This is a genomic window from Wenzhouxiangella psychrophila, assembly GCF_042310375.1.
Lineage (GTDB): Bacteria > Pseudomonadota > Gammaproteobacteria > Xanthomonadales > Wenzhouxiangellaceae > Wenzhouxiangella.
The window spans coordinates 446,211-470,906 of the sequence record NZ_JBHJMQ010000001.1 but is presented as its reverse complement, the minus strand read 5'-3'; the positions used below and the strand labels follow the sequence as shown (position 1 = coordinate 470,906).

General features: G+C 64.4%; 20 protein-coding genes. 10 read left to right on the top strand and 10 right to left on the bottom strand.

Going from position 1 to position 24,696, the window contains the following annotated elements; all coding sequences use genetic code 11:
* The first annotated feature begins 82 nt into the window (after positions 1 to 82).
* Together ACDC66_RS01995 and ACDC66_RS01990 are read left to right on the top strand one after the other, a co-directional pair.
* On the top strand, positions 83 to 5,719 hold the full coding sequence (locus ACDC66_RS01995; protein ID WP_376694997.1) for a hybrid sensor histidine kinase/response regulator: 5,637 nt from the start codon (positions 83 to 85) through the stop codon (positions 5,717 to 5,719).
* A gap of 8 nt (positions 5,720 to 5,727) precedes the next feature.
* The gene (locus ACDC66_RS01990) at positions 5,728 to 6,201 is read left to right on the top strand and encodes a chemotaxis protein CheW (RefSeq protein ID WP_376694996.1); all 474 of its coding nucleotides are present in this window, start codon (positions 5,728 to 5,730) and stop codon (positions 6,199 to 6,201) included.
* A 188-nt stretch (positions 6,202 to 6,389) separates the two neighbouring features.
* On the opposite strand, the gene accC is transcribed toward ACDC66_RS01990, so the two are convergent.
* The 6 genes from accC to cutA form a co-directional block, all read right to left on the bottom strand.
* Entirely contained in the window at positions 6,390 to 7,736 is a 1,347-nt protein-coding gene (accC, locus tag ACDC66_RS01985) for an acetyl-CoA carboxylase biotin carboxylase subunit (protein ID WP_376694995.1), read from the bottom strand.
* 6 nt (positions 7,737 to 7,742) lie between these two features.
* Positions 7,743 to 8,222, bottom strand: coding sequence for an acetyl-CoA carboxylase biotin carboxyl carrier protein (accB, locus tag ACDC66_RS01980; RefSeq protein ID WP_376694994.1), 480 nt, complete (start codon positions 8,220 to 8,222; stop codon positions 7,743 to 7,745).
* Between the two features lie 3 nt (positions 8,223 to 8,225).
* Positions 8,226 to 8,672 (bottom strand): type II 3-dehydroquinate dehydratase, encoded by a 447-nt coding sequence (gene aroQ, locus ACDC66_RS01975; protein WP_376694993.1) that lies wholly within the window; start codon positions 8,670 to 8,672, stop codon positions 8,226 to 8,228.
* 302 nt (positions 8,673 to 8,974) lie between these two features.
* Positions 8,975 to 9,520, bottom strand: a complete 546-nt coding sequence (locus tag ACDC66_RS01970; protein ID WP_376694992.1) for a TlpA family protein disulfide reductase — start codon at positions 9,518 to 9,520, stop codon at positions 8,975 to 8,977.
* Positions 9,517 to 11,802, bottom strand: coding sequence for a protein-disulfide reductase DsbD (locus ACDC66_RS01965; protein WP_376694991.1), 2,286 nt, complete (start codon positions 11,800 to 11,802; stop codon positions 9,517 to 9,519). Before ACDC66_RS01965 ends, ACDC66_RS01970 begins: the two co-directional genes overlap by 4 nt.
* Complete coding sequence (gene cutA, locus ACDC66_RS01960) at positions 11,799 to 12,119, bottom strand: divalent-cation tolerance protein CutA (RefSeq protein WP_376694990.1); 321 nt, start codon at positions 12,117 to 12,119, stop codon at positions 11,799 to 11,801. Before cutA ends, ACDC66_RS01965 begins: the two co-directional genes overlap by 4 nt.
* A 271-nt stretch (positions 12,120 to 12,390) precedes the next feature.
* Between cutA and groES the strand changes: the two genes are divergently transcribed.
* The 3 genes from groES to recQ all read left to right on the top strand — a co-directional run bounded on the left by groES (position 12,391) and on the right by recQ (position 16,371).
* Positions 12,391 to 12,681 carry a co-chaperone GroES gene (gene groES / locus ACDC66_RS01955; RefSeq protein WP_376694989.1) on the top strand — a complete coding sequence of 97 codons (291 nt, stop codon included), beginning with the start codon at positions 12,391 to 12,393 and terminating at the stop codon, positions 12,679 to 12,681.
* 59 nt (positions 12,682 to 12,740) lie between these two features.
* Positions 12,741 to 14,390, top strand: coding sequence for a chaperonin GroEL (groL, locus tag ACDC66_RS01950; protein ID WP_376694988.1), 1,650 nt, complete (start codon positions 12,741 to 12,743; stop codon positions 14,388 to 14,390).
* Between the two features lie 160 nt (positions 14,391 to 14,550).
* Positions 14,551 to 16,371: a DNA helicase RecQ gene (gene recQ / locus ACDC66_RS01945; RefSeq protein WP_376694987.1), complete on the top strand. Its 1,821-nt coding sequence runs from the start codon at positions 14,551 to 14,553 to the stop codon at positions 16,369 to 16,371.
* Here the strand turns inward: recQ and ACDC66_RS01940 are convergent, their stop codons facing one another.
* Complete coding sequence (locus tag ACDC66_RS01940) at positions 16,372 to 16,746, bottom strand: DUF6164 family protein (RefSeq protein WP_376694986.1); 375 nt, start codon at positions 16,744 to 16,746, stop codon at positions 16,372 to 16,374. It lies immediately after the preceding gene.
* A 133-nt stretch (positions 16,747 to 16,879) separates the two neighbouring features.
* Here ACDC66_RS01940 and ACDC66_RS01935 point away from each other — a divergent pair, with 133 nt between their 5' ends.
* From ACDC66_RS01935 to ACDC66_RS01925, 3 genes are read left to right on the top strand one after another with little or no spacing between them, the layout of a single operon-like run.
* Positions 16,880 to 17,089, top strand: a complete 210-nt coding sequence (locus ACDC66_RS01935; protein ID WP_376694985.1) for a hypothetical protein — start codon at positions 16,880 to 16,882, stop codon at positions 17,087 to 17,089.
* A complete protein-coding gene (locus tag ACDC66_RS01930) occupies positions 17,080 to 18,879 on the top strand; it encodes a tetratricopeptide repeat-containing diguanylate cyclase (RefSeq protein WP_376694984.1) in 1,800 nt (599 codons plus the stop codon). Before ACDC66_RS01935 ends, ACDC66_RS01930 begins: the two co-directional genes overlap by 10 nt.
* Positions 18,880 to 19,659: an SAM-dependent methyltransferase gene (locus ACDC66_RS01925; RefSeq protein ID WP_376694983.1), complete on the top strand. Its 780-nt coding sequence runs from the start codon at positions 18,880 to 18,882 to the stop codon at positions 19,657 to 19,659.
* Between the two features lie 9 nt (positions 19,660 to 19,668).
* Here the strand turns inward: ACDC66_RS01925 and ACDC66_RS01920 are convergent, their stop codons facing one another.
* Positions 19,669 to 21,084, bottom strand: coding sequence for a M20/M25/M40 family metallo-hydrolase (locus ACDC66_RS01920; protein ID WP_376694982.1), 1,416 nt, complete (start codon positions 21,082 to 21,084; stop codon positions 19,669 to 19,671).
* 132 nt (positions 21,085 to 21,216) lie between these two features.
* Positions 21,217 to 21,729, bottom strand: a complete 513-nt coding sequence (locus ACDC66_RS01915) for an RNA pyrophosphohydrolase (RefSeq protein ID WP_376694981.1) — start codon at positions 21,727 to 21,729, stop codon at positions 21,217 to 21,219.
* Between the two features lie 91 nt (positions 21,730 to 21,820).
* Here ACDC66_RS01915 and ACDC66_RS01910 point away from each other — a divergent pair, with 91 nt between their 5' ends.
* Both ACDC66_RS01910 and ACDC66_RS01905 read left to right on the top strand, forming a co-directional pair.
* On the top strand, positions 21,821 to 22,774 hold the full coding sequence (locus tag ACDC66_RS01910; protein WP_376695143.1) for a FecCD family ABC transporter permease: 954 nt from the start codon (positions 21,821 to 21,823) through the stop codon (positions 22,772 to 22,774).
* 2 nt (positions 22,775 to 22,776) lie between these two features.
* Positions 22,777 to 23,586: an ABC transporter ATP-binding protein gene (locus tag ACDC66_RS01905; RefSeq protein WP_376694980.1), complete on the top strand. Its 810-nt coding sequence runs from the start codon at positions 22,777 to 22,779 to the stop codon at positions 23,584 to 23,586.
* 73 nt (positions 23,587 to 23,659) lie between these two features.
* On the opposite strand, the gene ACDC66_RS01900 is transcribed toward ACDC66_RS01905, so the two are convergent.
* Complete coding sequence (locus tag ACDC66_RS01900; RefSeq protein WP_376694979.1) at positions 23,660 to 24,691, bottom strand: efflux RND transporter periplasmic adaptor subunit; 1,032 nt, start codon at positions 24,689 to 24,691, stop codon at positions 23,660 to 23,662.
* Positions 24,692 to 24,696 lie beyond the last annotated feature (5 nt).

Here is a 24,696-nt window from a genome sequence, read left to right as displayed (position 1 = left end):
GCGCATTCTGCGCCCGCCGTCGCGACGGCAACCCCCGGAGGCCGAAACAGATGCGTTGCAGCCCGCTGAAAAACCTGTCGACATGAGCAGCTCGAGCACCCACCAGTCCCTGCAGTGGACCCGTCCGCTGATCGATGAACTCGGCCAGGAGATCCTCCAGTCGATCGAGCAGTGGAGCGAGGCCGGGACCGAGCGCGATCCAGCCGATCTCGACAAGGCGATCGAGGCCAGCCGGCGCATTGCCGGCAGCCTGTCGGTACTGGAGTTCGAAAGCGGAAACCTCCTCGGCGACGCCATGGTCGAAGCGCTCGAGGCCGTGCGCAAGGACGACTTCGGGCGCGAGGAAGAGGCACTCAACGCGCTCATGGAGGCGACGGCCACCCTGCCGGACTACCTCGATTACCTCGAGAGCACCCAGCGCGACGCCCCGCTGGTGCTGCTGCCGACCATCAACAATCTGCGTGCCGTCGTCGGCGCCACGCCACTCGACGAATCCGAGTTTTTCCACCCGCAGCTCGGGCATGTCGAGCTGCCCGAAGGCGACAGGACGGACACCACCGCCGGCTTGCGCCGAAGCTTTCAGCAAGCCCTGGGCAAATTCCTCGTCAACAACGATGACCAGGATGCACTCTCGGAACTGACGCGCATCGGCCTGACCATGCGCGACAGCGCCGAGTTACCTGCTTCCGCCCGCCGCACCGGATGGGCGGCGGCGGCTGTTTCCGCCTCGCTGCAGGGCGGGGAGCTGCAGAGCAATCCGACGATGGCCCGCCTGTACGCACGCCTCGACGCCCTGCTCAAGACCCTTGCCGAAGGCAGCGACGAAGTCGACGAATCGGCCGATGCGCTTTGCCGCAGCTTCCTTTTCAACCTGGCGATGCACCGCCCCGCCAATGACCTGGCCGTCGAGGCTCATGAGGCCTTCCGACTCGACGAGCACGCACCGGATGCGGCCGGCCAGGCGCGCGCATTCCTGGCGGGAAAGAATCGCGGCCTGTTTGCCGCCGTCACCCAGGCGGCTCGAGAAGACCTGGCCCAGATCAAGGACACGCTCGGCACGCAACTCGAAGGTTCCGCCGATCCCGACTTGCTGAAAAAGCAGACCGAACTGCTCGGCTCTGTGGGCCAGTCGCTGGCCATGCTCGGCCTGGATAAATTGGCCGAGCGTATTCACGCACAAGCAGACCGCCTCGCCGACCTGGGCTCCGACCCGGAGGATCCAGCCCTGCTGTCGGTCGCGCGCGAATTGCTGATCGTCGAGTCCCAGCTGGAAGAAAACCAGGGCGCAATCGAGTCCGATGCCAGCCAGGAGGATGACGAGAGCACGGCGACGCTGCTTCCGCCCTCGGAGTGGCGGCGCGTACTGAGGCAGGTTTTCCACGAGGCCGGGGAAGACCTCTCCCATGCCAAGAGCCTGCTCGATGCCGTCAACCGCGGCAAGGCGGAGCCCGATGCCGCCGGTGAAGCACGCGAAATGCTCGACCGGATCGGCCATGTTCTCTACATGGCCGGTCTTAAGGACGGCGGGGGCATGCTGGTGGCCGCTACGCACCTGATCGACGATCAGCTGATCGATAGCGACGAGGCGTCCGAAGAACGCCTGGAAACACTGGCCGAAGCCCTGACGGTCTCGGAATTCTATTTCGACGCCCAGACGCGGCTTGACGAAAAAGGTCGCCAGTACTTTGCCAATACACGCCAGCGGCTCGAGGAACTGGGCTACTGGCCGGGCGCCGAAGGCGTCGTGGATACCGCAGAGGGTACGCTGGAAGCCGAACCCGAAGCTTCAACGGACGGGGAAACCGGAACGGACGATTCGGGACTCTCCGAAGAGCCGGATTTCGAAATCGACGAGGGGCTCGACTTCGCAAGCGATTTCGAATCGGCTGCAGAAGCCGGGCCCGAGACCGAACCCGAGACCGAAGAGGAACCCGACTTAGAAGCCGCCGAACCTTCGAGCGAGGAAGCGCCAGAGATCGCCGAGCCCGAAACGGGCGAGACCGAAGAAGCGCCCGCGGACGAAGCGCTCGGCATGATGGGCGGCATGGACGATTTCGATATCGTCGAGATCTTCCTGGAAGAGTTCGACCAGGAGTTCGAGACGCTCCAGGACATGCTGCCGAAGTGGCGCGAGGAACCCGACAACAACGATACCCTCACCACCATCCGTCGCTCGTTCCATTCCCTGAAGGGCTCGGGCCGCATGGCCGGCGCCGAGGAGATCGGCGAATTCTCGTGGCAGGTCGAGAATCTGATGAACCGCGTCATGGAGGGCCAGGTCAATCCCGAGCCCGGCGTAATCGACCTGGTCGAGTCGGCGGTAAGCATGCTGCCGAGCATGCGAGCGCGCCTCAGCGGCCAGGGAGAGCAGGAATACGACCAGGCCGCCTGCTCGGAGCTCGCGGCGCACGTCGAACAAGTCGCGTCCGGCGAGGCTGCTGCTGCAACGGCCGCCGCAACGGCCCGGAACGCGGAGCTGGAAGGCCTCGATCCGACGATGATCGAATTGATGATCAAGGAATTGTCGGAAAACCTCGAAACGCTTGATCAATGGGCCGACCGGACGCAGGAAGCCGACGTGCCGCAGCTGGTGGATGACCAGTTGGTCCGGGCGGTTCACACCATGAAGGGCACCATGCGCCTGGCGCCCATCGGCAACGAGAATGATACGGCCCAGATCTTCGAACAGTATCTCGAGGAACTGGCCCACTCCGGCGAAGCGCCGGACGACGCCGGCCTGAATGTGATTCTCGAGTGCCAGGAGCTGTTCCACAAACGACTGGACCGCCTGCAGGGCGAATCCGTCGAGGACGAGGAGTTCGAGACCGGAGAACTATCGACTGAACTGCGCCGGCTGCATGGCCTGGCCTATCGCGACCGGACCGAGATCGAACGGCCTTCGCTTCCACCCGAATCTGCTGAAGAAACGGCCGTGTCATCTACCGAGGCGCCGGCTGAAGCCGAGCCGATGTTCAGCTCGGACGCCGAAGAACCGAGCATCGAAAGCGATGACGACGACATCTTCGGCCTGGACGAGGCAGCTTCGGACGCGATCGAGGAAGCGGCTGAAGAGATGGCCGACGAAAACCTGGAGGCCGACGAAGAAATCGCGCCCGAAGCGGCCGAGGGCGCCGGACTGGAAGCTGACTCCGAGCTTGAGACCGAGCCGGAATACGACGACGCGGAATCAGCCGATTTCGATTCGCGGGACGCGGCCGCAGAAGAAGCCGAGGCTGAAACTGAAACCGAACCGGATGAACCGGCGGGAGAAGTCGAACCCGAGCCCGAACCCGAATCGGCCGAAGCCGAAACGGAGTCCGATGAAGGCGAGTCGGAGGCTACCCCAGAGCCAGAGCCAGAGCCAGAGCCAGAGCCAGAGCCAGAGCCAGAACCCGAGCCTGAAAAGCCGGAGGAACTCTACGCCGATCTCGACGAGGATCTTCTCGAAGCCTTCCTCGAAGAAGCCGGGGAAGTGCTCGAACATGCCGATGAGGCGCTCCAGCAGTGGCGCGACACACCGGAAGACAAGGCGCTGGTTACCAGCCTGCAGCGCGACCTGCACACCATCAAGGGCAGTTCGCGCATGGTCGGGCTCGACCCGATCGGCTCGGTGGCCCACGTCATGGAAGAATTGCTCGAGGGTATTGCCGCCGGCCTGCACCGAACGACCCCCGAACGTATCGACGCGCTCGAAGCGGGCTGTGATCACCTGCATGCCATGGTCGAGGCCGTCGAGAAGCGCGAACCGATGCCCGAACGGCCCAGCGGTGGGCTCTTCCCGGAACAGGCCGAGGAGCTCGAGGAAACGGAGGCCCTCCCCGAGCTGGCAGAACAGGACGAAGCCGCCCCCGAACAGGCCGAGGAAGCCCAGGTTGCACGTACCGAAACCCTGCGCGTGCCGGCCAACCTGGTCGACGACCTGGTCAACTTCGCCGGCGAGATCAGCATTTTCCGTTCACGCCTGGAAGAACAGGTCAACGTTTTCCGCAGCAACGTGGCGGAAGTCGACGAGACGGTCATCCGCCTGCGCGACCAGCTGCGCAAGCTTGAAATAGAAACCGAAGCCCAGATTCTGGCCCGCTACGAACGCGAGCACGGCCCGGCCGACGAGGCCTTCGACCCGCTCGAACTCGACCGCTACTCCACCATCCAGCAGCTTTCACGAGCCCTGGGCGAGTCGGTCAATGACCTCACCAGCCTGACCAGCATCCTCGACGATGCCACGCGGCAGTCGGAAACACTGCTGATGCAGCAGTCGCGGGTGAACACGGAATTGCAGGAAGGCTTGATGCAGGCCCGCATGGTGGGCTTCAACACGCTGTTGCCAAGATTCCGGCGCGTGGTTCGCAACGCCGCCCGCGAGCTCGACAAGCAGGCACATCTCGATGTCGATATCGAGGGCGATGGCCAACTCGACCGTTCGGTGCTCGATCGTATTACCGCGCCGATGGAGCACCTCTTGCGCAACTCCGTCTCCCACGGCATCGAAACGCCCGGGAAGCGACGCGATGCCGGCAAGCCCGAGACCGGCACCATCCACATCGACGTCGGCCGCGAGGCCACGGAGCTGGTCCTGCGCGTGCGTGACGACGGCGCCGGTCTCAACCTGGACGCCATTCGAAAGCGGGGTGTCGATCAGGGCCTGCTGGCCGACCCGGAAGGCGCCAGCGATCGCGAACTCGCCCAGTTGATCTTCAGGCCCGGTTTCAGTACCGCCGATCAGGTCAGCGAACTGGCCGGAAGAGGAATCGGCATGGACGTGGTCGCCAACGAAGTACGACAGATCGGCGGTAGCGTCCGCGCCGACTCGGAACCCGGCAAGGGCGCGCTGTTCACCATCCGCATTCCGCTTTCGCTGACGGTCATGCAGGCCATCATGGTGCGCGTCTCCGACCGACAGTTCGCCATACCGTTGCAGGCCGTACGTGGCGTCACGCGAATGCTCGCTTCGGAGTGGGAGCGCCAGGTTCACTCCAGCGACCCGCACCAGGAATACGCTGGCGAAGAATACCCCCTGATCGAGCTCGAAACTCAGCTCGGCTTCGACGTCGAGGATCTGCCCGAAAGCACGCTTTCACTGCTGATGATCGAGTCCGGTGAACACCGGGCCGCCCTGCGCGTCAGCGAGCTGCAAGGCCACCGCGAGATCGTGATCAAGCCCGTGGGTCCGCAGATCAGCTCGATCACCGGCATTCTCGGTGGCACCATCACCGGCGACGGCCAGGTCGTGCCGATCCTCGACATGGGCCCGCTGATTCGCCGCGCCTTCGAAAAGAACCTGCTGCCCGGTCACGAAGCCGAGTACGAACGCGCCGAACGCGCCGAAGAGGTCAAGCGCACGCCGCTGGTCATGGTGGTCGACGACTCCATCACCATGCGTCGCGTGACGGCCCGCGTGCTCGAACACCGTGGGCTCGAGGTGGTCACCGCCCGCGACGGCCTGGATGCGGTGGAATCCATGTTCGAACGCGTACCGGACCTGATCCTGCTCGATATCGAGATGCCGCGCATGGACGGTTACGAACTCGCCACCCATGTGCGCAACGATCCGCGCCTGAAGGATGTTCCGATGGTGATGATCACCTCACGTAGCGGCGAGAAACACCGTCAGCACGCCAAGCAACTGGGCGTCGACGGTTACCTGACCAAGCCTTACCAGGAAGGCGATCTCATCGAGGAAGTCTTCGGTCGGCTCCGCATGCCCGTGCCCCAAGGATAAGATCAGCCATGTCCGAAACCGAAATTCGCAGCGTATTGGTTCCCGTAACCGGCGTCGAATTGTTGCTGCCCAACGCCACCGTGGCCGAAATGGTCGGGTTTTCCGAACCCGACCCGATTCCCGAGGCTGTCGACTGGGTGCTGGGCACCATACTCTGGCACGGCTGGCAGGTGCCGGTGATCAGCTACTCGCGCCTGATCGAGGAATCCGACGGGGAAGACCTCAACGGCGCTCGTATCTGTATCCTCAAGACCCTGATCGACACCGACCGCATGCCCTACATGGCGCTCGTCACGCAGGGCCATCCCAGGCTGGTAACGATCACCGAGGACAACTTCGAGGAAATCCCGACGGAATCCAACCCGATCGCGGTCGCAGGCCGGGCCGAAGTCGAAGGCCGCGAAGCGGTGATTCCCGACCTCGACCGCCTGGGCCACCTCGTCGCCCATGCAGCGTTTGGTGCCTTGCCGCTGACCAGCTAACATCAAAAGCAATTAACCGCTAAGACGCAAAGAAACCACGGAATACACGGAAGTCACGGAAAAAGAAGTTCTTTACTCGAGATTCCGTGTGTTCCGTGACTTCCGTAGTTACAAGGTTTCTGTCTTTCGTATTTTCTTTGCGCTCTTCGCGTCTTCGCGGTTAAAGCTTTTCCAATCCCTCGACGGACTCAGGACTTGAGCAGCTTCTCGAGATAGTGGATGTTGGTACCACCCTGGCGGAAGCCGGAGTCGCGCATCAGGCGCTGGTGCAGGGGAATATTGGTCACCACGCCCCTGAGGACGATCTCGTCGAGAGCCACGCGCATGCGCTCGATGGCCGCCTCGCGCGTCTCGCCGTAGGCAATCAGCTTGCCGATCATCGAATCGTAGTTGGGCGGCACCTTGTAGCCGTCATAGATATGTGAGTCCACGCGGATGCCCGGCCCGCCCGGGGCGTGAAAGGCCTGGATGGTACCCGGCTGCGGAATGAACTTCTCCGGATCCTCGGCGTTGATGCGGCACTCGATGGCGTGGCCCTGAATATGCACATCCTCCTGAGCGAACGGCAGCGACTCGCCGGCGGCAGCCAGTATCTGGGCACGGATCAGGTCCAGCCCGGTCACACACTCGGTCACGGGGTGCTCCACCTGGATGCGCGTATTCATCTCGATGAAGTAGAACTCGCCGTCCTCGTAGAGGAACTCGAAGGTTCCCGCGCCGAGATAGCCGATGCGCTTGCAGGCATCGGTGCAGATCTTGCCGATTCGCTCACGCTCTTCATCGGTGATGCCCGGCGCCGGCGCCTCCTCGATAACCTTCTGGTGACGGCGCTGCATGGAGCAGTCGCGCTCACCCAGATGCACCGCGTTGCCGTGAGAGTCCGCCAGCACCTGGATCTCGACATGACGCGGGTTGGTCAGGAATTTCTCCATATAGACCGTCGCGTCGCCGAAGCCGGACTTGGCTTCCTGGCGCGTGAGACTGATGGACTTGATCAGATCATCAGGGTTCTCGACCACCCGCATGCCCCGGCCCCCGCCACCGGCGGCCGCCTTGATCAGTACTGGATAACCGATTTCGTCCGCGAGCTTGCGCGAGCGCCGATCATCTTCGTCCAGCGGACCATTCGATCCGGGCACACAGGGCACACCGGCCTGGCGCATGGCATTGATGGCCGAAACCTTGTCGCCCATCAGGCGGATGGTCTCCGCGCGCGGCCCGATGAAGGTGAATCCCGACTCTTCGACGCGTTCGGCGAAATCGGCGTTCTCGGCCAGGAAACCGTATCCGGGATGAACGGCCTCCGCATCGGTGACCTCCATGGCCGCAATAATCGCCGGCACGTTGAGATAGCTCTGGTTGGCCGGACCCGGACCGATGCAGACCGACTCGTCGGCCATGCCGACATGCTTGAGGTTGCGATCCACCGTGGAGTGGACGGCTACCGTGCGGATGCCCATGGCATGACAGGCGCGAAGGATGCGCAGCGCAATCTCGCCGCGATTGGCGATGAGTATCTTCTTGAACGGTGCCATGACGTCTCAGGCCTTGCGGATCACGAACAGGGGCTCATCGAACTCGACCGGCTGGCCGTCCTCGACCAGCACGGCGACAACCTCGCCGCTGACCTCGGCCTCGATCTGGTTGAACATCTTCATCGCCTCGACCAGACAAAGGGTATCTCCAGAGGCAACCTTGCTGCCGACCTTCACGAACGCCTCGGATTCGGGGTTGGGCGAGGAATAGAAGGTGCCGACCATCGGCGAACGGATCACCTCGCCCTCCGGCAGTGACTCACCGGCGCCGGACGCCGCTTCGTTCCCTTCCGATGACTCGGCAGGCGCGGGCTGCGGGGCGACGGCCTGCTGCTGCGGCAGCGCTGATACCGGGGCCTGGGCGGCCGCCTGCTGGGCGTGATGACGAATCAGCCGTACCGACTCCTCGCCCTCGTGAATCTCGATCTCGGCCAGTTCCGATTCCTCGAGCAGTTCGATCAGTTTCTTGATTTTTCTCAGATCCATGGTCTATCCCGAAGCTTTGATCTTGTTGATGACAGCCTGCAGCGCCAGCAGGTATGAATCGGCGCCCAGTCCCGCGACCACGCCCTCGGCCAGGTCGCTGAAGTAGGAATGGTGCCGAAACGGTTCGCGGCGATGCGGATTACTCAGGTGAATTTCGATGAAGGGCAGGGCCACGGCCGCCATGGCGTCGCGAAGGGCGACCGAGCTGTGCGTGAACGCGGCCGGATTGATCAGGATCCAGTCCGTGCCGTCCTCCGCCGTCGCCTGGATTCGGTCGACGAGTTCGTGCTCGGCATTGGACTGGAAGGTCGCCAGGTCGACATCGTGGCGGGCCGCCAGCCGCGCCAGGCGGGCATTGATGTCGTCGAGCGTATCGCGCCCGTAAACCTCGGGCTCTCGCTGTCCCAGCAGGTTCAGATTGGGTCCGTGAACGACGAGAACGGCCATCATGCCGACTCCTGCCCTGAAAGAAGGGCGAGTGTGCCGCATACAGTCGGAAATGTCCACACGTTCGGTGAAGTTCGGCGAAGATACGGTGCCGAATGGTGGTGTTTGGTTCGCTGGTTCGCTGGTTCGCTGGTTCGCTGGTTCGCTGGTTCAACAATCGTATCGGCCGCCCGCGATCGTTTCGCGGCGAAGCCGCCCCGCAGCGCTATGGGTTGCCGAACTAGCCAACAAGCCAACCAGCAAACTAGCCAACGCGCTTTCAGACCGTCTCGCCCGAAGCTGCCACTCCCCTCCCGACGACCACCTTACGCCTCAGACAGCACCCCGGCCAGCGCCTCGTCGAGCTCCTCCTCGGTCACTTCCCCGTAATGCCGCCATCGCACGATACCGTCGCCATCGACCAGCACGGTGTAGGGCATCGCGCCGGCGCTGTTGCCCCATTCGCTCTGTGTATCCAGCACCTCGTCCTGGCCGACCAGGATGGTGTAGTTCACGCCGACCTCGTCGATGAAGCGTGCCACCGGATCGGGGTCGTCCAGGGCGATGCCGACCACGGCCAGCGCGTCGCCGTGGCGCTGGCTGGCGGCCTGCAGAACCGGCATCTCGCGCCGGCAGGGGGCACACCAGGTCGCCCAGAAGTTGACCAGCATCGTCCGGCCCGTGAAGCGCTCGGAGGCCACTAGCTCGCCATCAAGGTTGGGCAGGCTGAACCCGGGGTGAGCCTCACCGATCTCGAGACCGGATTCTGCCCGCGGCTCGGGCGCCCGGGTGTTGTTGGTCACCCACGCCAGCGCGGTCCCGAGCAGGAAACCCAGAACCACCACTGAAACCCAAAGCCGCCAACCACTCATTTTGCAACCTCGTCGAGCAACGGCAGGAATTCATCGGGCCCGAGAAAGCCGAACATCCGGTACTGTTTCAGCTCCTCGCCGTCGGCGAAGAACAGGTAGGCCGGCGGCCCGATCAGGTCAAAGTGCTGCAGCATGGCCTTGTGCTCGTCGTTGTAGGCGGTGATATCGGCCTTGAGCAGCGTGAAGCCGGCCATCCGCTCGGCCACCGCCGGATCGGGAAAAGTGCGCCGCTCCATCCTCACGCAATCCACGCACCAGTCGGCGTAGAAGTCCAGGAACACCGGGCGGTCGGAAGCCGCCACCGCGGCCTGGAGCTGCTCCAGGGTCTCGATCTCGCGGAAGGCCGGCACCTCGATCGCAGCGGATCCGGCTCCGGACCCGATCATGTGATGCATCGGCCGAGTCCAGTCGCGGCCACCCGACAGTGCACCGACGAACTGCACGATACCGACAATCAGCAGCATGACGCCCAGGGCCTGCCAGAGCTTGCTCCAGCCGCCGGCCTCGGGCGTAAGGCGCGTGAGCGCGCCCAGGTAGACGCCGCAGGCGATCGCCAGCGCACCCCACATCAGCATGATGACCGCACCCGGCAGGACTCGCTCGACCATCCAGATGGCCAGGGCGAGCAGGCCGACGCCGAACACCGCCTTGACGGCGTTCATCCAGCCGCCGGCGCGCGGCAGCAACTTGCCGGCCGATGTTCCCCAGACGATCAGCGGAATGCCCATGCCGATGGCCATGGCGAACAACGCCATTCCACCGAGCATCGCATCGCCGGTCTGGCCGATGTAGATCAGCGCGCCCATCAGGGCCGGAGCCACGCAGGGACCAACGACCAGGGCCGACAGTGCGCCCATCACGGCCGCGCCGAGCAGCGTGCCGCCCTCGGCGCGGTTGGACATCTCATTGAGGCGCGTCTGCAACCTGGCCGGCAACTGCAGCTCGTAGAACCCGAACATGGCCAGCGAAAGCGCCACGAACAGGAGCGCGAAGCCGATCAATACCGCCGGGTGCTGAAAGACAGCCTGCAGGTTTTGCCCGAACAGGCCGGCGACAATGCCGAACAAGGTGTAGACCAGGGCCATGGCCAGCACATAAACCAGTGACAGGCGGAAGGCCCGGCCGGTGGTCATGCGATCTCCCTCGCCGGCGATCAGGCCCGACAGGATCGGCACCATCGGAAAAACGCAGGGCGTGAAGGCCAGCAGGATGCCGGCCAGCAGGAAAAGCCCCATGGCGACCAGCGGCCGCCCGCCCAGGGCGGCGGCCAGGCGATCCTGCTCGGACTGAGGCAGCGCGGTCTCCACTGCCTCCTCGGTGGCGGCCACGGGGCCGGCGGCTTCGCTTTCGGGCTCGATCTCGCCCGAAGCCTTATCGGCCGGCGGTAGCGTGACCGCGATATTGCGCGTCATCGGCGGATAGCAGATACCTTCATCGAGGCAACCCTGGAAATTCGTCTCCAGCGTGATCTCGCGCTCGCCCCCCGCAGGCCGGGCCAGGTTCAGCGGGATTTCCACCTCTCCGAAGTAGACCCGGGTATCGCCGAAGTACTCGTCGGTCTTGGGCTCGCCCGGCGGCAGTTCGGCACCGGCCACGTCGATGTCGGAATCGGCGATCAGGAAGGAAAACGACTCGCGGTAGAGATAGTAGTCGGGCTGTGCCGTAGCCCGCACCAGGATGGTGTCCGGCCCGTCGGCGATCGCTTCGATGCGAAAGGCCTGCTCGGCCGGCAGCGCCTGACGCTGCTCGCCAAGCAGCGCGCCCAGCGCACTGCCGGAACCGCTCTCGCCGCCCGCGAGCGACGAGCGAGCACTGCCGGCAGCCGACGCACCCGTTTCGGCCGGCACCTGAACGCTGATCTCCTGGCGATGCGGCGGATAGCACACGCCGAGGTCGGCACAGCCCTGAAATGCGACGCGTGCGGTCAGTTCGCCACCGGCGGAAACAGACTCGACCGGCACGCGGATGGTCACGGAATCGCGATAGGTTTCGGTCTCACCGAAAAACTCGTCGACCGTGGCCTCGCCCGGCGGAATGTCGGGCTCGCCCAGGTCGGTGTCTTCATCGGCGGAGTCCACCCCGAAGGCGTGGCGGTAGAGGTAGTAACCCTCAGCGATCTCCCAGTGCAGGACGAGCGTTCCGTCCTCGACGCTCGCTTCGAGCGCGAAAGCCTCCTCCACGGGAAGCAGGTCGTCCGGATTGATCTGGGAAAGCGCCGCCATCGGCCACAGGCAGGCCAACAGGGCAGCCAGGGATAGAAACCTGGAAAGTGTTGTCGTCATTGAATCCAGTCCCGAATCCATTGGGTGTACTCATCGAGCCCATCGCTGACCGGCACGACCAGTAGTTCGGGCACGTCGTAAGGATGCTGCGCGACCAGCTCGTGCTTGAGCGCGCTCACCCTCGCCCGGGTGGTCTTGATGGTCAACGGAATCTCGCTCTCTCGTTCGACCCGGCCCTGCCAGGGGTAGGTCGAGATCACTTCCGAACCGGCCGACACACAGGCCGCCAGCCGTTGTTCGACCAGCATGGCCGAAAGTCGTTCAGCCGTCTCGCGATCGGGACAGGTCGTGAGCACCAGGCAGATGTCGTCACTCATGGTCGATCAGCCTCCCTTTCGAGTCAGTCACAAGCCCCTTATTCTGACAGGCCGCCCTCGCCGGCACAAAAATGTGTCGTCTTGTGTACCCGAAAGCCTTGAAATGCTCTTCTGCGGGCTCCATTTCGCAATGCGTGTCGGCGCGGCCTGAACAAAACCCGTTTTGACGGGGCGCGCCCCCGAGTCAGGCAATGCCATCCGGACCGGTCCAAACGCTCCGGGCGGTTTGCCATTTATCACAAACAACGTTTAGTGAAAGGGAGAAAGACCCATGAAACTGCGTCCTTTGCATGATCGCGTCATCGTCAAGCGCGTGGAAGAAGAGCGCACCACCCCCGGCGGGATCGTTATTCCCGACAGCGCCACCGAAAAGCCGATTCGCGGCGAAGTCGTGGCAGCCGGCAACGGCAAGATCCTCGATAACGGGGAGCAGCGCGCGCTGGATGTGAAGGTAGGCGACACGGTGCTGTTCGGCAAGTATTCCGGCACCGAGGTCAAGGTGGACGACGACGAACTGCTGGTGATGCGTGAAGACGACATCATGGCAGTGGTCGAGTCCTGATACGACCGCCTGCGAATCAACCTGACATCCCAAGACTCAAGATTTAAAGGAAAACAATCATGAGCGCCAAAGAAATCAGATTTTCAGAAGACGCCCGCAACAAGATTCTCGAGGGCGTCGATGTGCTGGCCCGCGCGGTCAGCGTGACTCTCGGCCCCAAGGGCCGTAACGTACTGCTCGAGAAGAGCTTCGGCGCACCGACCATGACCAAGGATGGCGTGTCGGTGGCCAAGGAAATCGAGCTGGAAGACAAGTTCGAGAACATGGGTGCCCAGATGGTCAAGGAAGTCGCATCCCAGACTTCCGACGAAGCCGGTGACGGCACCACGACGGCAACCGTGCTGGCCCACGCCATGCTGCGCGAGGGCGTCAAGTCGGTCGCCGCCGGCATGAACCCGATGGACCTCAAGCGCGGCATCGACAAGGCCGTGCGTGCCGCCGTCGACGAGCTCAAGAAGCTCTCCACCCCGTGTGATACCGACAAGTCCATCGCCCAGGTCGGCACGATTTCGGCCAACAGCGATGAAGAAGTCGGCAAGATCATCGCCGAGGCCATGGGCAAGGTCGGCAAGGAAGGCGTGATCACGGTCGAGGAAGGCCAGTCGCTCGACAACGAACTGTCGGTCGTCGAAGGCATGCAGTTCGACCGCGGCTATCTGTCGCCGTATTTCGTGACCGACCAGCAGACCATGCAGGTCGAGCTCGAAAACCCCTACATCCTGCTGCACGACAAGAAGATCTCCAACGTGCGCGAGCTGCTGCCGATCCTCGAAGGTGTGGCCAAGCAGTCGCGCAGCCTGCTGATCTGCGCCGAAGACATCGAGGGCGAAGCGCTGGCCACCCTGGTGGTCAACAACCTGCGCGGCACGGTCAAGGTTGCCGCGGTCAAGGCGCCCGGCTTCGGTGACCGCCGCAAGGCGATGCTGGAAGACATGGCTGTCCTGACCGGTGGGCAGGTCATTTCCGAGGAAGTCGGAATGAGCCTCGAGAAGACCACCGTCGAACAGCTCGGCTCGGCCCGGAAGGTCCAGATCGACAAGGAAAACACCACCATCATCGACGGCGCCGGCGACAACGCCGCGATCGAGAGCCGGGTCGGCCAGATCCGCGCCCAGATCGAGGACGCCAGCTCCGACTACGATCGCGAGAAGCTGCAGGAACGCGTGGCCAAGCTGGCCGGCGGCGTGGCCGTGATCAAGGTCGGTGCCGCTACCGAAATCGAGATGAAGGAGAAGAAGGCGCGCGTCGAAGACGCCCTGCACGCCACGCGTGCGGCCGTCGAGGAAGGCGTGGTCCCCGGCGGCGGTACCGCCCTGGTGCGTGCCCGCGCGGCGATCGAGAAGCTCACCGGCGACAACGAAGACCAGACCGTGGGCATCAAGATCGCCCTGCGGGCCATGGAAGAGCCGCTGAGAAAGATCGTGTCCAACTCCGGCGGCGAATCGTCCGTCATCCTGGCCCAGGTCACCGAGGGCAAGGGTAACTACGGCTACAACGCCGCCACCGGCGAGTTCGTCGACATGATCGACGCCGGCATTCTCGACCCGACCAAGGTCACGCGCACTGCCCTGCAGAACGCCTCCTCGGTCGCCGGCCTGATGATCACCACCGAGTGCGCCATTGCCGAAATCCCGCAAAAGGATGAAGGCGGCGGCGCCCCCGATATGGGCGGCATGGGTGGCATGGGTGGCATGGGCGGAATGATGTAAATCCGCTCGCTATGAGCCCATCGCTGCTCACGCAGCCTGATCGAGAAACCCCGGCCTCTGTGCCGGGGTTTTTTGTTTGGTCTGCGGTGAATCACCAACCCTTCAAAGGGTGGTTTGTGGCAGTCTGTAGCACGATGTTTGCCTTCCCCGATTCGACTCGATGAACGAGACTGCGCCGGTCGAGCACTCGTGCTCTCCTGAGACGCTGCTGCGGCAGGTATTCGGCTATTCCGACTTTCGTGGTCGCCAGCGCGAGATCATCGAGCACGTCTCGGGCGACGGCAACGCGCTGGTGCTCATGCCCACCGGCGGCGGCAAGTCGCTTTGCTACCAGATTCCGGCGCTGATGCGGCCGGGTACGGCCATCGTCGTCTCACCGCTGATCGCCCTGATGCGCGACCAGGTCGAAGCGCTGACACACAACGGCGTGGCCGCAGCCGTGCTCAACTCCTCGCTGGACGCCGAGACCCAGCGCGGCACCGAGCAGGACCTGATCGATGGCCGGCTGGACCTGCTCTATATCGCCCCCGAGCGCCTGTTGCGCGAATCGACGCTGCGAATGCTGGCCAGGAGCCGGGTCAACCTGTTCGCCATCGACGAGGCGCACTGTGTCTCCCAGTGGGGCCACGATTTCCGCCCCGAGTACCTGAAGCTCGGCGTGCTGGCCGAGCGGTTTCCGCAAATCCCCCGCATCGCCCTGACCGCCACCGCCGACGAGCGCACCCGAAGCGAAATCGTCGAGCGCCTGCTGGGGCGCGACGCCCGTGTATTCGTCGACAGCTTCGACCGCCCCAACATCCGTTACGCGGTCGGGCTCAAGCGCAACGCGCGCCAGCAACTCCTGGCCTTCATCCGGGAGCGCCACCCGGGCCAGTCGGGCATCGTCTACTGTTTCTCCCGCCGCAAGACCGAGGAAACGGCGCGCTGGCTGGCCGAGCAGGGCCTCGACGCGATTGCCTACCACGCCGGCATGGAATCCGGCGATCGCCGCGAGGCCCAGGACCGCTTCATCAACGAGGACGGGCTGGTCATCTGCGCCACCATCGCCTTCGGCATGGGCATCGACAAGCCGGATGTGCGTTTCGTCGCGCACCTCGACCTGCCCAAGAGCATCGAGTCCTACTACCAGGAAACCGGGCGCGCCGGCCGCGACGGCCTGCCGGCCGATGCCTGGATGGTCTACAGCCTGGCCGACGTCGTCCGGATTCGCCAGCTGCTCGAACAGTCGAACGCCGGCGACGGGCAGAAGAAGCTCGAACGCGAACGCCTCGAAGCCCTGCTGGCCTACTGCGAGCACGCCGGCTGCCGGCGCCCTGCCCTGCTGGGCTACTTTGACGAGGAGCACGCCGGCGACTGCGGCAACTGCGACAACTGCCAGAACCCGCCCGAGACCTGGAATGCCACCGAGGCCGCGCGCATGGCGCTGTCGTGCGTCTACCGCACCGGACAGCGCTTCGGCGCCGGTCACGTCGTCGACGTCCTCACCGGCAAGCCCACCGACCGCGCCGAACAGCTCGGCCACGACCGTCTGAGCACCTGGGCGATCGGCGAGGATATCGATCGCGCGACCTGGCACTCGGTGCTGCGCCAGCTGCTTGCCGCCGGCTACCTGGTGCCCGATCCGGAAGGACACGGCGGCCTGCAACTGGGTCCCGACTGCCGAGCGCTGTTGCGCGGCGAGCATGAAATCGAGATGCGACGGGATGCCGTGCCTGCCAGGCGTCAGAAGTCCCGCAAGGGCAGTGTCGAGATCGACACGGAATCACCCCAGTGGCAGGCGCTCAGGCAATGGCGGCTGGAGACGGCGCGAAGCGAGGAAGTGCCGCCCTACGTGATCTTCCACGACGCCACTCTGGCGGCCATCGTCGAGGCCCGGCCTCGATCGCTCGAGGAACTGGCCGGCATCAGCGGCGTGGGAGAACACAAGCTGGCGCGCTACGGTGATGCCGTCATTGCTGCGCTGTCAGCCCTTGAAGAGTAACTACCCCCCTGCTCGAAACAGGACGACGAGCGGCGAAAACAGCACCATCAGCACGAAGAGGCTCCCGGCCACAATCAACAAGGTCCGCAGGGGATGCCTGCGGATCGTCGATGCCAGCGTCGGGGCCTCGTCTTGCTCATGTGCCCTTTGCCACTCGGCTCGCATGCGGGTTTCGCGCTCACGCTGGTAGTCATCCATCAACTCGCGGGCACGAGCATAGTCATCAGGGTCTTTAAGCCAGATACCACCGGCGGTGATGCCGAACGGTCCCGGCGGCGTGTCATAGCACTCGATACCGTGCTCGTCCATGAGCGCGCGGACTTCCTCGATCTCGTCTTCGGGTACGTTGCGCAGATTGAGCAGTAAACGGGGCACCGGAATTCTCCCGATTGCGAGGGCGCTGGCGAGCGTGTCGGCGGACACGCCATATGCGTATAATCGAGTGTTGTGCCCGCAGAGCAAGGATGCTGGTGTGTGCGGGCGTAAACAACGAAGAAGGGAGCCTACCATGTCCGAACTCACTCGATTGCTCAAGCAGCTGGGCGAAGACTCGAAGCTGCAGGACGAATACGTCGCCGATCCCGAGAAAGTCATGAAAGAACGGGGCCTCAAGGACGAGGAAATCCAGGCCATGCTCGCCAAGGACGTCGACAAACTGAAGAACCTCAGTGGTCTCGAGGAGTTGAAGTCCAACGGCACCGTCCACGCTTGCGACTAATACACTCAAGTGGCACCAATCGGCCGGGTCGTTTTTCGATCCGGCTTTTCGTTGCGAGCGCGTGGCTTGTCGCGGCCGGACTGGTTGGCGCGCAATCGGCAGATTCACCCTCGATCGAGAGCCAGCTCGATCGCGCACGCGAACTGAACACAACAGCACCCTGGAGCGAAACCAGGGCCGTGCTGGACGAAATCGAGCCCCGCCTGGCCGAAGCCACACCCGAGCAACGCGGGGACTTCTGGCTCCTCAAAGCCCGCAACCATACGCTTGCCGGCGATTTAGACAAGGCGCTCGAGCAGCTCGAAGATCTTTTCGACAAGCCCCTGGCTCTCAAACAGGAAGTCCGGGCATATGCTTTAGCGGCCAACGTCGCCATGTTTCTGCGCCGCTGGGAGGAAACCTTCAACTACCTAAACCGCGCCTTGGAACTGTCCGGGAGGCTTGATCCGTCGGAGTCGGCAGACGTTTCCAAAACTTTCAGCCTGGCTGCCTACGTCTACGCCAAGATCGGAGAGACCCAGCAGGCTATTGACTACGGCAAACGTGCAGTCGAATTTGCCCAAGGGAACGGCATCGCACGCAATGTTTGCATTAGCCACGGCCGGCTCGCTTTCGTCTACAAAACGGCCGACATGTTCGAACCGGCGCGTCGCCACTATCGCGAGGCGCTCGGTATCTGCATTGAAACGGGCGACGAACTGGTCACCGGCATCATTCAGAGCGGCCTGGCCGACCTGTTTCGCGCCACCGGCGATTTCGAGCAGGCCGAAGAACTGTTCCAGCAAGTCCTGCCGCGACTACGGGAAACCGGCTTTCACTCCGGGCTGGCCGAGGCGCGATTTTATAAGGCCCGTCTTCACTGGGAGCTCGACGAGCTTGAAACGACCGAAAGATTGCTCGAGCAGGCTCTCTCCCCGCTCGAGGACGACGAGACCTGGGACTACATCGCCGAGGCCTACGGCATGCTCAGTGACATCGAGACGGGAAGAGGAAACCACGAGCAAGCCCTGGCTTACATGCGCCAGCAACTCGAAGCACGCGAGCGCTTTCTCGACCTTGAACGCGCTCGCCAGCTCGCCCACTTGCAAGTCGCCTTCGACATGCGTTCACGCGAGCAGGAACTCGCCCTGCTGCGGGAACAGCAACGGGTCAGCGAACTGCAGACCGAATCGAGACGCCACCAGGAGCGGCTGCGCTGGCTCGCATACGCATTCGGCGCGTTTCTGTTCCTGATCCTGATCCTGCTTTTGATCCGCGTTCTGCGGGAACGACGCCACTTCCGACGCCTGGCCGGACTCGACAGCCTGACCGCGCTGAACAACCATACCCGGTTCTTCGATACCGCCCGGACGATGGCCGACAAGGCGCATCACGATCACAGTCCCCTGGTACTCGCCCTCGGCGACATCGACTATTTCAAGCGCGTCAACGACGAATTCGGACATATCGCCGGAGACCGGGCGCTGAAAGAGGTGGCTCGCGTACTGCGCGAGGCTTTCCCGAGCTCGACCAACATCGGCCGCATCGGCGGCGAGGAGTTCGCGCTGTGCCTGCCGGACGCAACCGTCGAGGACGCGCTAACCAGACTCGACGCCGTGCGAGAGGCGCTCGCCACAATCAAGTACGGTGGAAACAGCAAGCCGCTGACCATGAGCTTCGGGGTAGCTGAGCTGGGGCGGGAAGAGCCGCTGGAGGAACTCCGGCGCCGTGCCGACGAGGCCCTCTACCGCGCCAAGCACGGTGGCCGGAACAGCGTGGTCATCGCCGACAACGAGTCCGGAACGTCTTAATTGATCGACCGCCAGGGACAACTGATCGTCGTCGGCAGCGGCATCCAGCTCGGCCGCCACATCCCGGAGCGGGCCATCGGCGAGATCGATCGGGCCGACAACGTGCTGGTGCTCGCCGACCCCTTCACCTTCGACTGGGTCAGGACTCGACGCCCCGACGCAATCAATCTGACCGACTGCTACGACGACCATGTCGACCGCCGCGAGTCCTACCGCAAAATGACCGAGCAGATCGTCTCGCCGGTTCTGGCCGGCCGGCGTGTCTGCGCGGTCTTCTACGGCCACCCGGGCATCTTCGCCCAGGTGCCGCATGCAGCCATCGAACAGGTTCGTTCCGCTGGACTGAGCGCCTTCATGGAGCCGGGTATTTCGGCCGAAGCCTGTCTGTATGCCGACCTGGGAATCGATCCGGGCGAACGGGGTGTACAGAGCCACGAGGCGACGCGCTTTCTGGCTTATCGACACCAGCTGGATCCGGGTGCGTTGGTGCTGCTGTGGCAGGTGGCGCTGGCCGGCAATATCGCATGCATCGGCTTCGAACCCGACCCGCGGCGGCTGCAGATCCTGGTCGGCAAACTCATGCAGTGGTATCAGGCCGACACGCCGGTAATTCTCTACGAAGCCGCCCGGCTGCCGATCGAGGACTTCCGCGCCGATCACATGACCCTGGCCGATCTGCCCAACGCCCGCTACCAGGAGTACACCACCCTGGTCATCCCGCCGGCGCGTGAGGCCGAACGGGACGAGCCCTGGGTTGCGAAGCTCGAGGCGCTGGACTGAACTACCCGTTCAGTCGGTTTGCTCTTCCTCGGCCAGAATGGTCTCGCCCGAACCGAAGGACACCGGCGCCTGGGCGCCCAGCCAGGCCAGCACGGCGTAGGCTGCGGCATTCTGCGCCAGCGCTTCGGGCTCGATCTTGTCGAGCGTGTCGTTGACAGTGTGGTGGTAGTCGAAATACTCGGTACCGTCCTGGTGCAGGTCGACCGCCGCGACGCCGAGCCGGCTCGCCGGCGAGAAATCGGGGCCGCCGGAAGCCTGCCGCCGCCCCAGTTCGATACCCAGGGGCTCGAGTTCGGACTGAATGGCCTCGATCACCGGCCAGGCGGCATCGCGCACCCGCGCGCTGATCCCGTAGATTTCACCGGCACCGAAGTCGGATTCGGCCACCAGCTGGTAGTTTTCGATTTCCGACTCGCGGGCGTCGGCCCAGGCGCGGCCACCCCAAAGGCCGATTTCCTCGGCGGCGAACAGGATCACCCGAACGGAGCGGTCCGGCCGTTGATCGAGTTCCTTGATCAAGCGCGCCGCCTCGGTGATGATCGCCACGCCGGCGCCGTCATCGATCGCGCCGGTTCCCACATCCCAGGAATCCAGGTGCGCGCCCAGGGCCACGATCTCTTCGGGCGCCTCGGCGCCGGTGATTTCGGCAAAGACGTTCTGCGAGGTGTAGGCCTCGACTGTTTCGGCGTCGACTTCGACCTGGATGCGCACCGGCTCGTCACCGGCCATCAGGCGCTCGAGCAGGTCGGCGTCGGGGTTGGAAATCGCCACGGCCGGGAGTAACCGAACATCGGAATCGAAGCGCTGCATGCCGGTGTGAGCGAAGCGGTTGTTGGAAGTCCCGATCGAACGGATGACCAGCGCCAGGGCGCCCTTCTCTTCCGCTACCCGGCTGCCGACCGAGCGTGCGCCCACGGCCTGGCCGTAACCGGAACCGGTGCGCGTGCGCTCCATGCGGTTACGGATGAATACGATGCGGTCTGCCACCTTGGACTCGTCGGCCGCCTCGAGCGCGGCCAGATCGTCGAACATCACCACTTCGGCCTCGATACCGCCTTCGGGCGTGGCCGGCGAGAAACCCAGCGCCAGGGTGACCAATTCATGGTGCGCCGGCGAGACGATTTCGGTGCGCTCGAGACCGCGATGCCAGGTCGGAAAGGTCGCCGGCTCGGTCCAGACGCGGTCGAAACCCATTTCCTCGAACATCTTCACGGCCCATTCCACGGCCTTTGCGTCGGCCTCGCTGCCGGCCAGTCGCGGTCCGATGCGGGTGGTCAGGTCGGCAACGATCTCGTAACCCCCGTCACCCCCCAGCGCCGCCTCGCGCAGCTCCCGCGCGACGGCCAGATCTTCGTCGGAAAAAGTCTCGGCGGCCAGCGGCCCGGACAAGAAAAGGCCAACGGCCAGCCATGGCAAAAATCGCATTTCTACTGTTCTCCTCATTGGGGTAAACCGAAAGTGCCGGACGTGACTGTTCGAGCGTTCCCGATCAGCTTCATTCGTTGGCTTGGGCTCGGGGTATGGGGATCCCGCCCGTTTCGAACTTTCGGATTTCGATCATTCAGATTTGTTTGTGATTTGGTGCTTCGAATTTGGAATTTCAGCGAGCATCGGTTCAAGATGCCGCAATGCCCTGACATAGACGCGCCGTTTAAACGGAATGACATGCCGCACCGGATACCAGAAATCAACCCAACGATAGCGGTCGAATTCGGGCTTGTCGGCCGCAGCGAGGTCGAAGGCGTTGTCGTCGGCCAGGAACTGCAGCAGGAACCACACCTGCTTCTGGCCGACGCAGACGGGCTTCTGGTGCCGGCGACGATAGCGGCGCGGCAGGCGATAGCGCAGCCAGCCGGGCGTCTGCCCCAGCAATTCAACATGCTCGGGGCCGAGCCCCGTCTCTTCGCCCAGCTCGCGATACATCGCTTCGATGGGCGTCTCGTCGGTATTCATGCCACCCTGCGGGAACTGCCAGCCATCCTTGCCGGCACGACGCGCCCAGAACACGCGCCCGTCTTCCCGAGCCAGCACGATCCCGACGTTGGGTCTGAATCCGTCCGGATCAATCATGGTGATGGTCAGCGCGGCCGGCTATCATACCGGGCCGCGGAAAGAGTCAACTGTCTCGAATGGTAATCAATTCATGGCGAGTGCACCAGTGATAAAGCGGATTATCGTCTGGGCCGGCCTGCTGGCACTGCCGCCCGCCGCCTTGTTGCTGGCCGCCAGCTGGGGCAGCGGCGGCTGGGCCTGGCCGTTCGGCGCCGGCGAGGCCATGCAGCGCGTTATCGGCGAGCTGCGCGTCCCCAGGGCCGTCGCGGCGCTCGTCACCGGCGCCCTCCTCGCCCAGGCCGGTTGCCTGATGCAGGTGCTGCTGCGCAACCCGCTGGCCGACCCCTACGTGCTGGGCCTGTCCGGCGGCGCGGCGGCCTTCGCCCTGATCGGCATGAGCTTCGGCCTGAGCTTCCTGCCCACGCCCGTGCTCGCCTTTGCCGGGTCCATGCTGACGATGATCATCGTGTTCGTGCTCGCGCGCGGCCGCGGCCCCTGGAGCACCACGCGCGTTCTGCTCACCGGCGTGGTCGTAGCTGCCGGCTGGGGTGCGGTCATCTCACTGATCCTCGCCACGGGGCCGGACGCCAGCCTGCGCTCGATGCTCTACTGGCTGATGGGTGATTTGAGCTATACCGCCCTTTCGGCCTGGTGGCTGCTGCCGCTGGCCGCCGGCGTCGGCGTGCTGTGGCTGCGCGCGCGCAGCCTCAACGTGCTCAGCGGCGGCGAACTGCAGGCCGCGTTGCTGGGCGAGTCGGCGCGGGCGCGATTCTGGGAGATCTACGTGATCGCCTCTGTGCTGACCGGCCTGGCGGTGTCCCTGGCCGGCGCGATCGGGTTTGTCGGCCTGATCGTGCCGCACCTGATGCGACTGCTCGTGGGCGCAGACCACCGCGTACTGCTGCCTGCCTCGGCGCTTTTCGGCGGCGGATTCCTGGTACTGGCCGACACGGCGGCGCGCAGCCTCCTGGGGCCACGGCAGTTGCCGGTGGGCGTGCTCACTGCCCTGATCGGGGTGCCGCTTTTCCTGCTGTTGCTCTACCGCGCCGCCAGGATCAGGTAACCATGATTCCCTCGGCCAACAGCCCACTGATCATCGAGGACCTCGACGTGCGCATCGGCTCGGTCGATGTCGCGCGCGATCTCAACCTGGCAATCGGCCGGGGCGAGTTCTGGGGCCTGCTGGGCCCCAACGGGGTCGGCAAGACCACCTTACTGAAGGCCTTTGCCGGCGTATTCGAACCCGAGCGCGGCGGCATCCGCCTCGACTCGAAACGCCTTGACGAGCGCAGCCGTCGCGACATCGCGCAACGCCTGGGCATGCTGCCGCAGCACACCCACTACGCCTTCGACGCAACTTGCCTGGAAACGGCACTGGTCGGACGCCACCCGCACCTCAAGCCCTGGGCGCGCGAGTCGAGACTCGACCATGAGCGCGCACGCGACGCGCTGGCCGACCTGGAGATGCTGGAGCTGGCCGACCGCAGCTGCATGGACCTGTCCGGCGGCGAATCACGACGTCTGGCATTGGCCGCGCTGCTGGTGCAGGACCCGGCCGTGATGCTGCTCGACGAGCCGACCAACCATCTCGACCCGGCCAACCAGGTGACCATCCTGAACGTGCTCCACCGCCAGGTACACGAAGCGCGCAAGTCGGCAGTCATGGCCCTGCACGAGGTCAACCTGGCCACCTGTTACTGCTCGCACGTGCTGTTGCTCTACGGCAACGGCGAATGGGATGCCGGGCCGACCCGCGAGCTGCTGACCGCTGACAATCTCTCGCGCCTGTACCGCTGCCGCATGCGGCTGGTCGATGACGGCCACCAGCGCGTTTTCGCCGTCGCCGGTGGAGCGGGAGAGCGACACGAAAGATAGCGGGTCCGGTCTTCCGCCCCTTCGGGCGGCGGTGCTCGAAGCGCTGCCTCGATCGCGCAGCTGCCCGATTGCCTCAGCCTTCCTGGATTTCGACGGTCTGTCCGTCCCGGAGACGCTCGTTGCCGCGAATGACGACCCGGTCGCCGGCCTGGATCGGGCCGGCCACCTCGATCCAGTCACCCTGACCGATGCCGGTCGAGACGCTGGCCCGGCGAGCCGTGCCGTCTTCCTCGATCACGAACACGGCCGTGCCGGACCCCCGCAGGACGAGTGCGTCGCGCGGCACGGCCAGCACTTCGCGCAATTCCGCCGTGGGAATCGTCACGCGAGCGGTCTGGCCGACCGGCAGCGGCCGATCGATATCCAGGCGCAGTTCGAACACGTGCAGGTCCTCGTTGCCCACGCTGACAACGGTCCGAAGCGGCGCCTCGAATACCTCGCCCTCGGCATCGACCCGCAACTCGTCACCCGGTTGCACGTAGCGGTAATAGCGCAACGGCGCGCGCGCGACCACTTCCAGGCTCTCGGGATCGACCAGGCGCACGATGCGCGCGCCGACGCTGACGCGCTCGCCCGTTCGTGCCACCCGCTCGACGACCACCCCTGAAAACGGGGCGCGCACGCGCGTTCGCTCGATCTGATCCTTGAGTTGCGCCAGGCGGGCACGCGCCACTGCCAGATCGCTTTTTGCCATGTCGCGTTCAGAGCGTGTCTGGTCGATCTGGCTCGCCGCCGCCAGGTTGGTTTCGGCCAGGCGCTCCACCCGATTCAGTTCGGTATTGAGGAAGACCAGGCGCGACTCGCCGCGGTCGATCTCGGCTTCGAGTTCGGCCAGGCGCAGAGTCAGCGTCGTATCCTCGATTCGGGCGACCACGCCGCCTTCCTCGACCCGGGTGCCCACATCGGCGACCTGCACCAGCCGGCCTTCGACCTCGGCGGAGAGGCTGGCGTCCGAGCGCGACAGCACGGTTCCGGAGACCTGCATGGTCGGCGCCATCTCACGCTGCTCGGCCACAGCAACCTCCACCTTCGGCTCACCGCCGAATTGGCCCCACAGCGGAGCGGCCAGCACCAGGCCAACAGCCGCGACAAACAATCGTGTCATTCGAA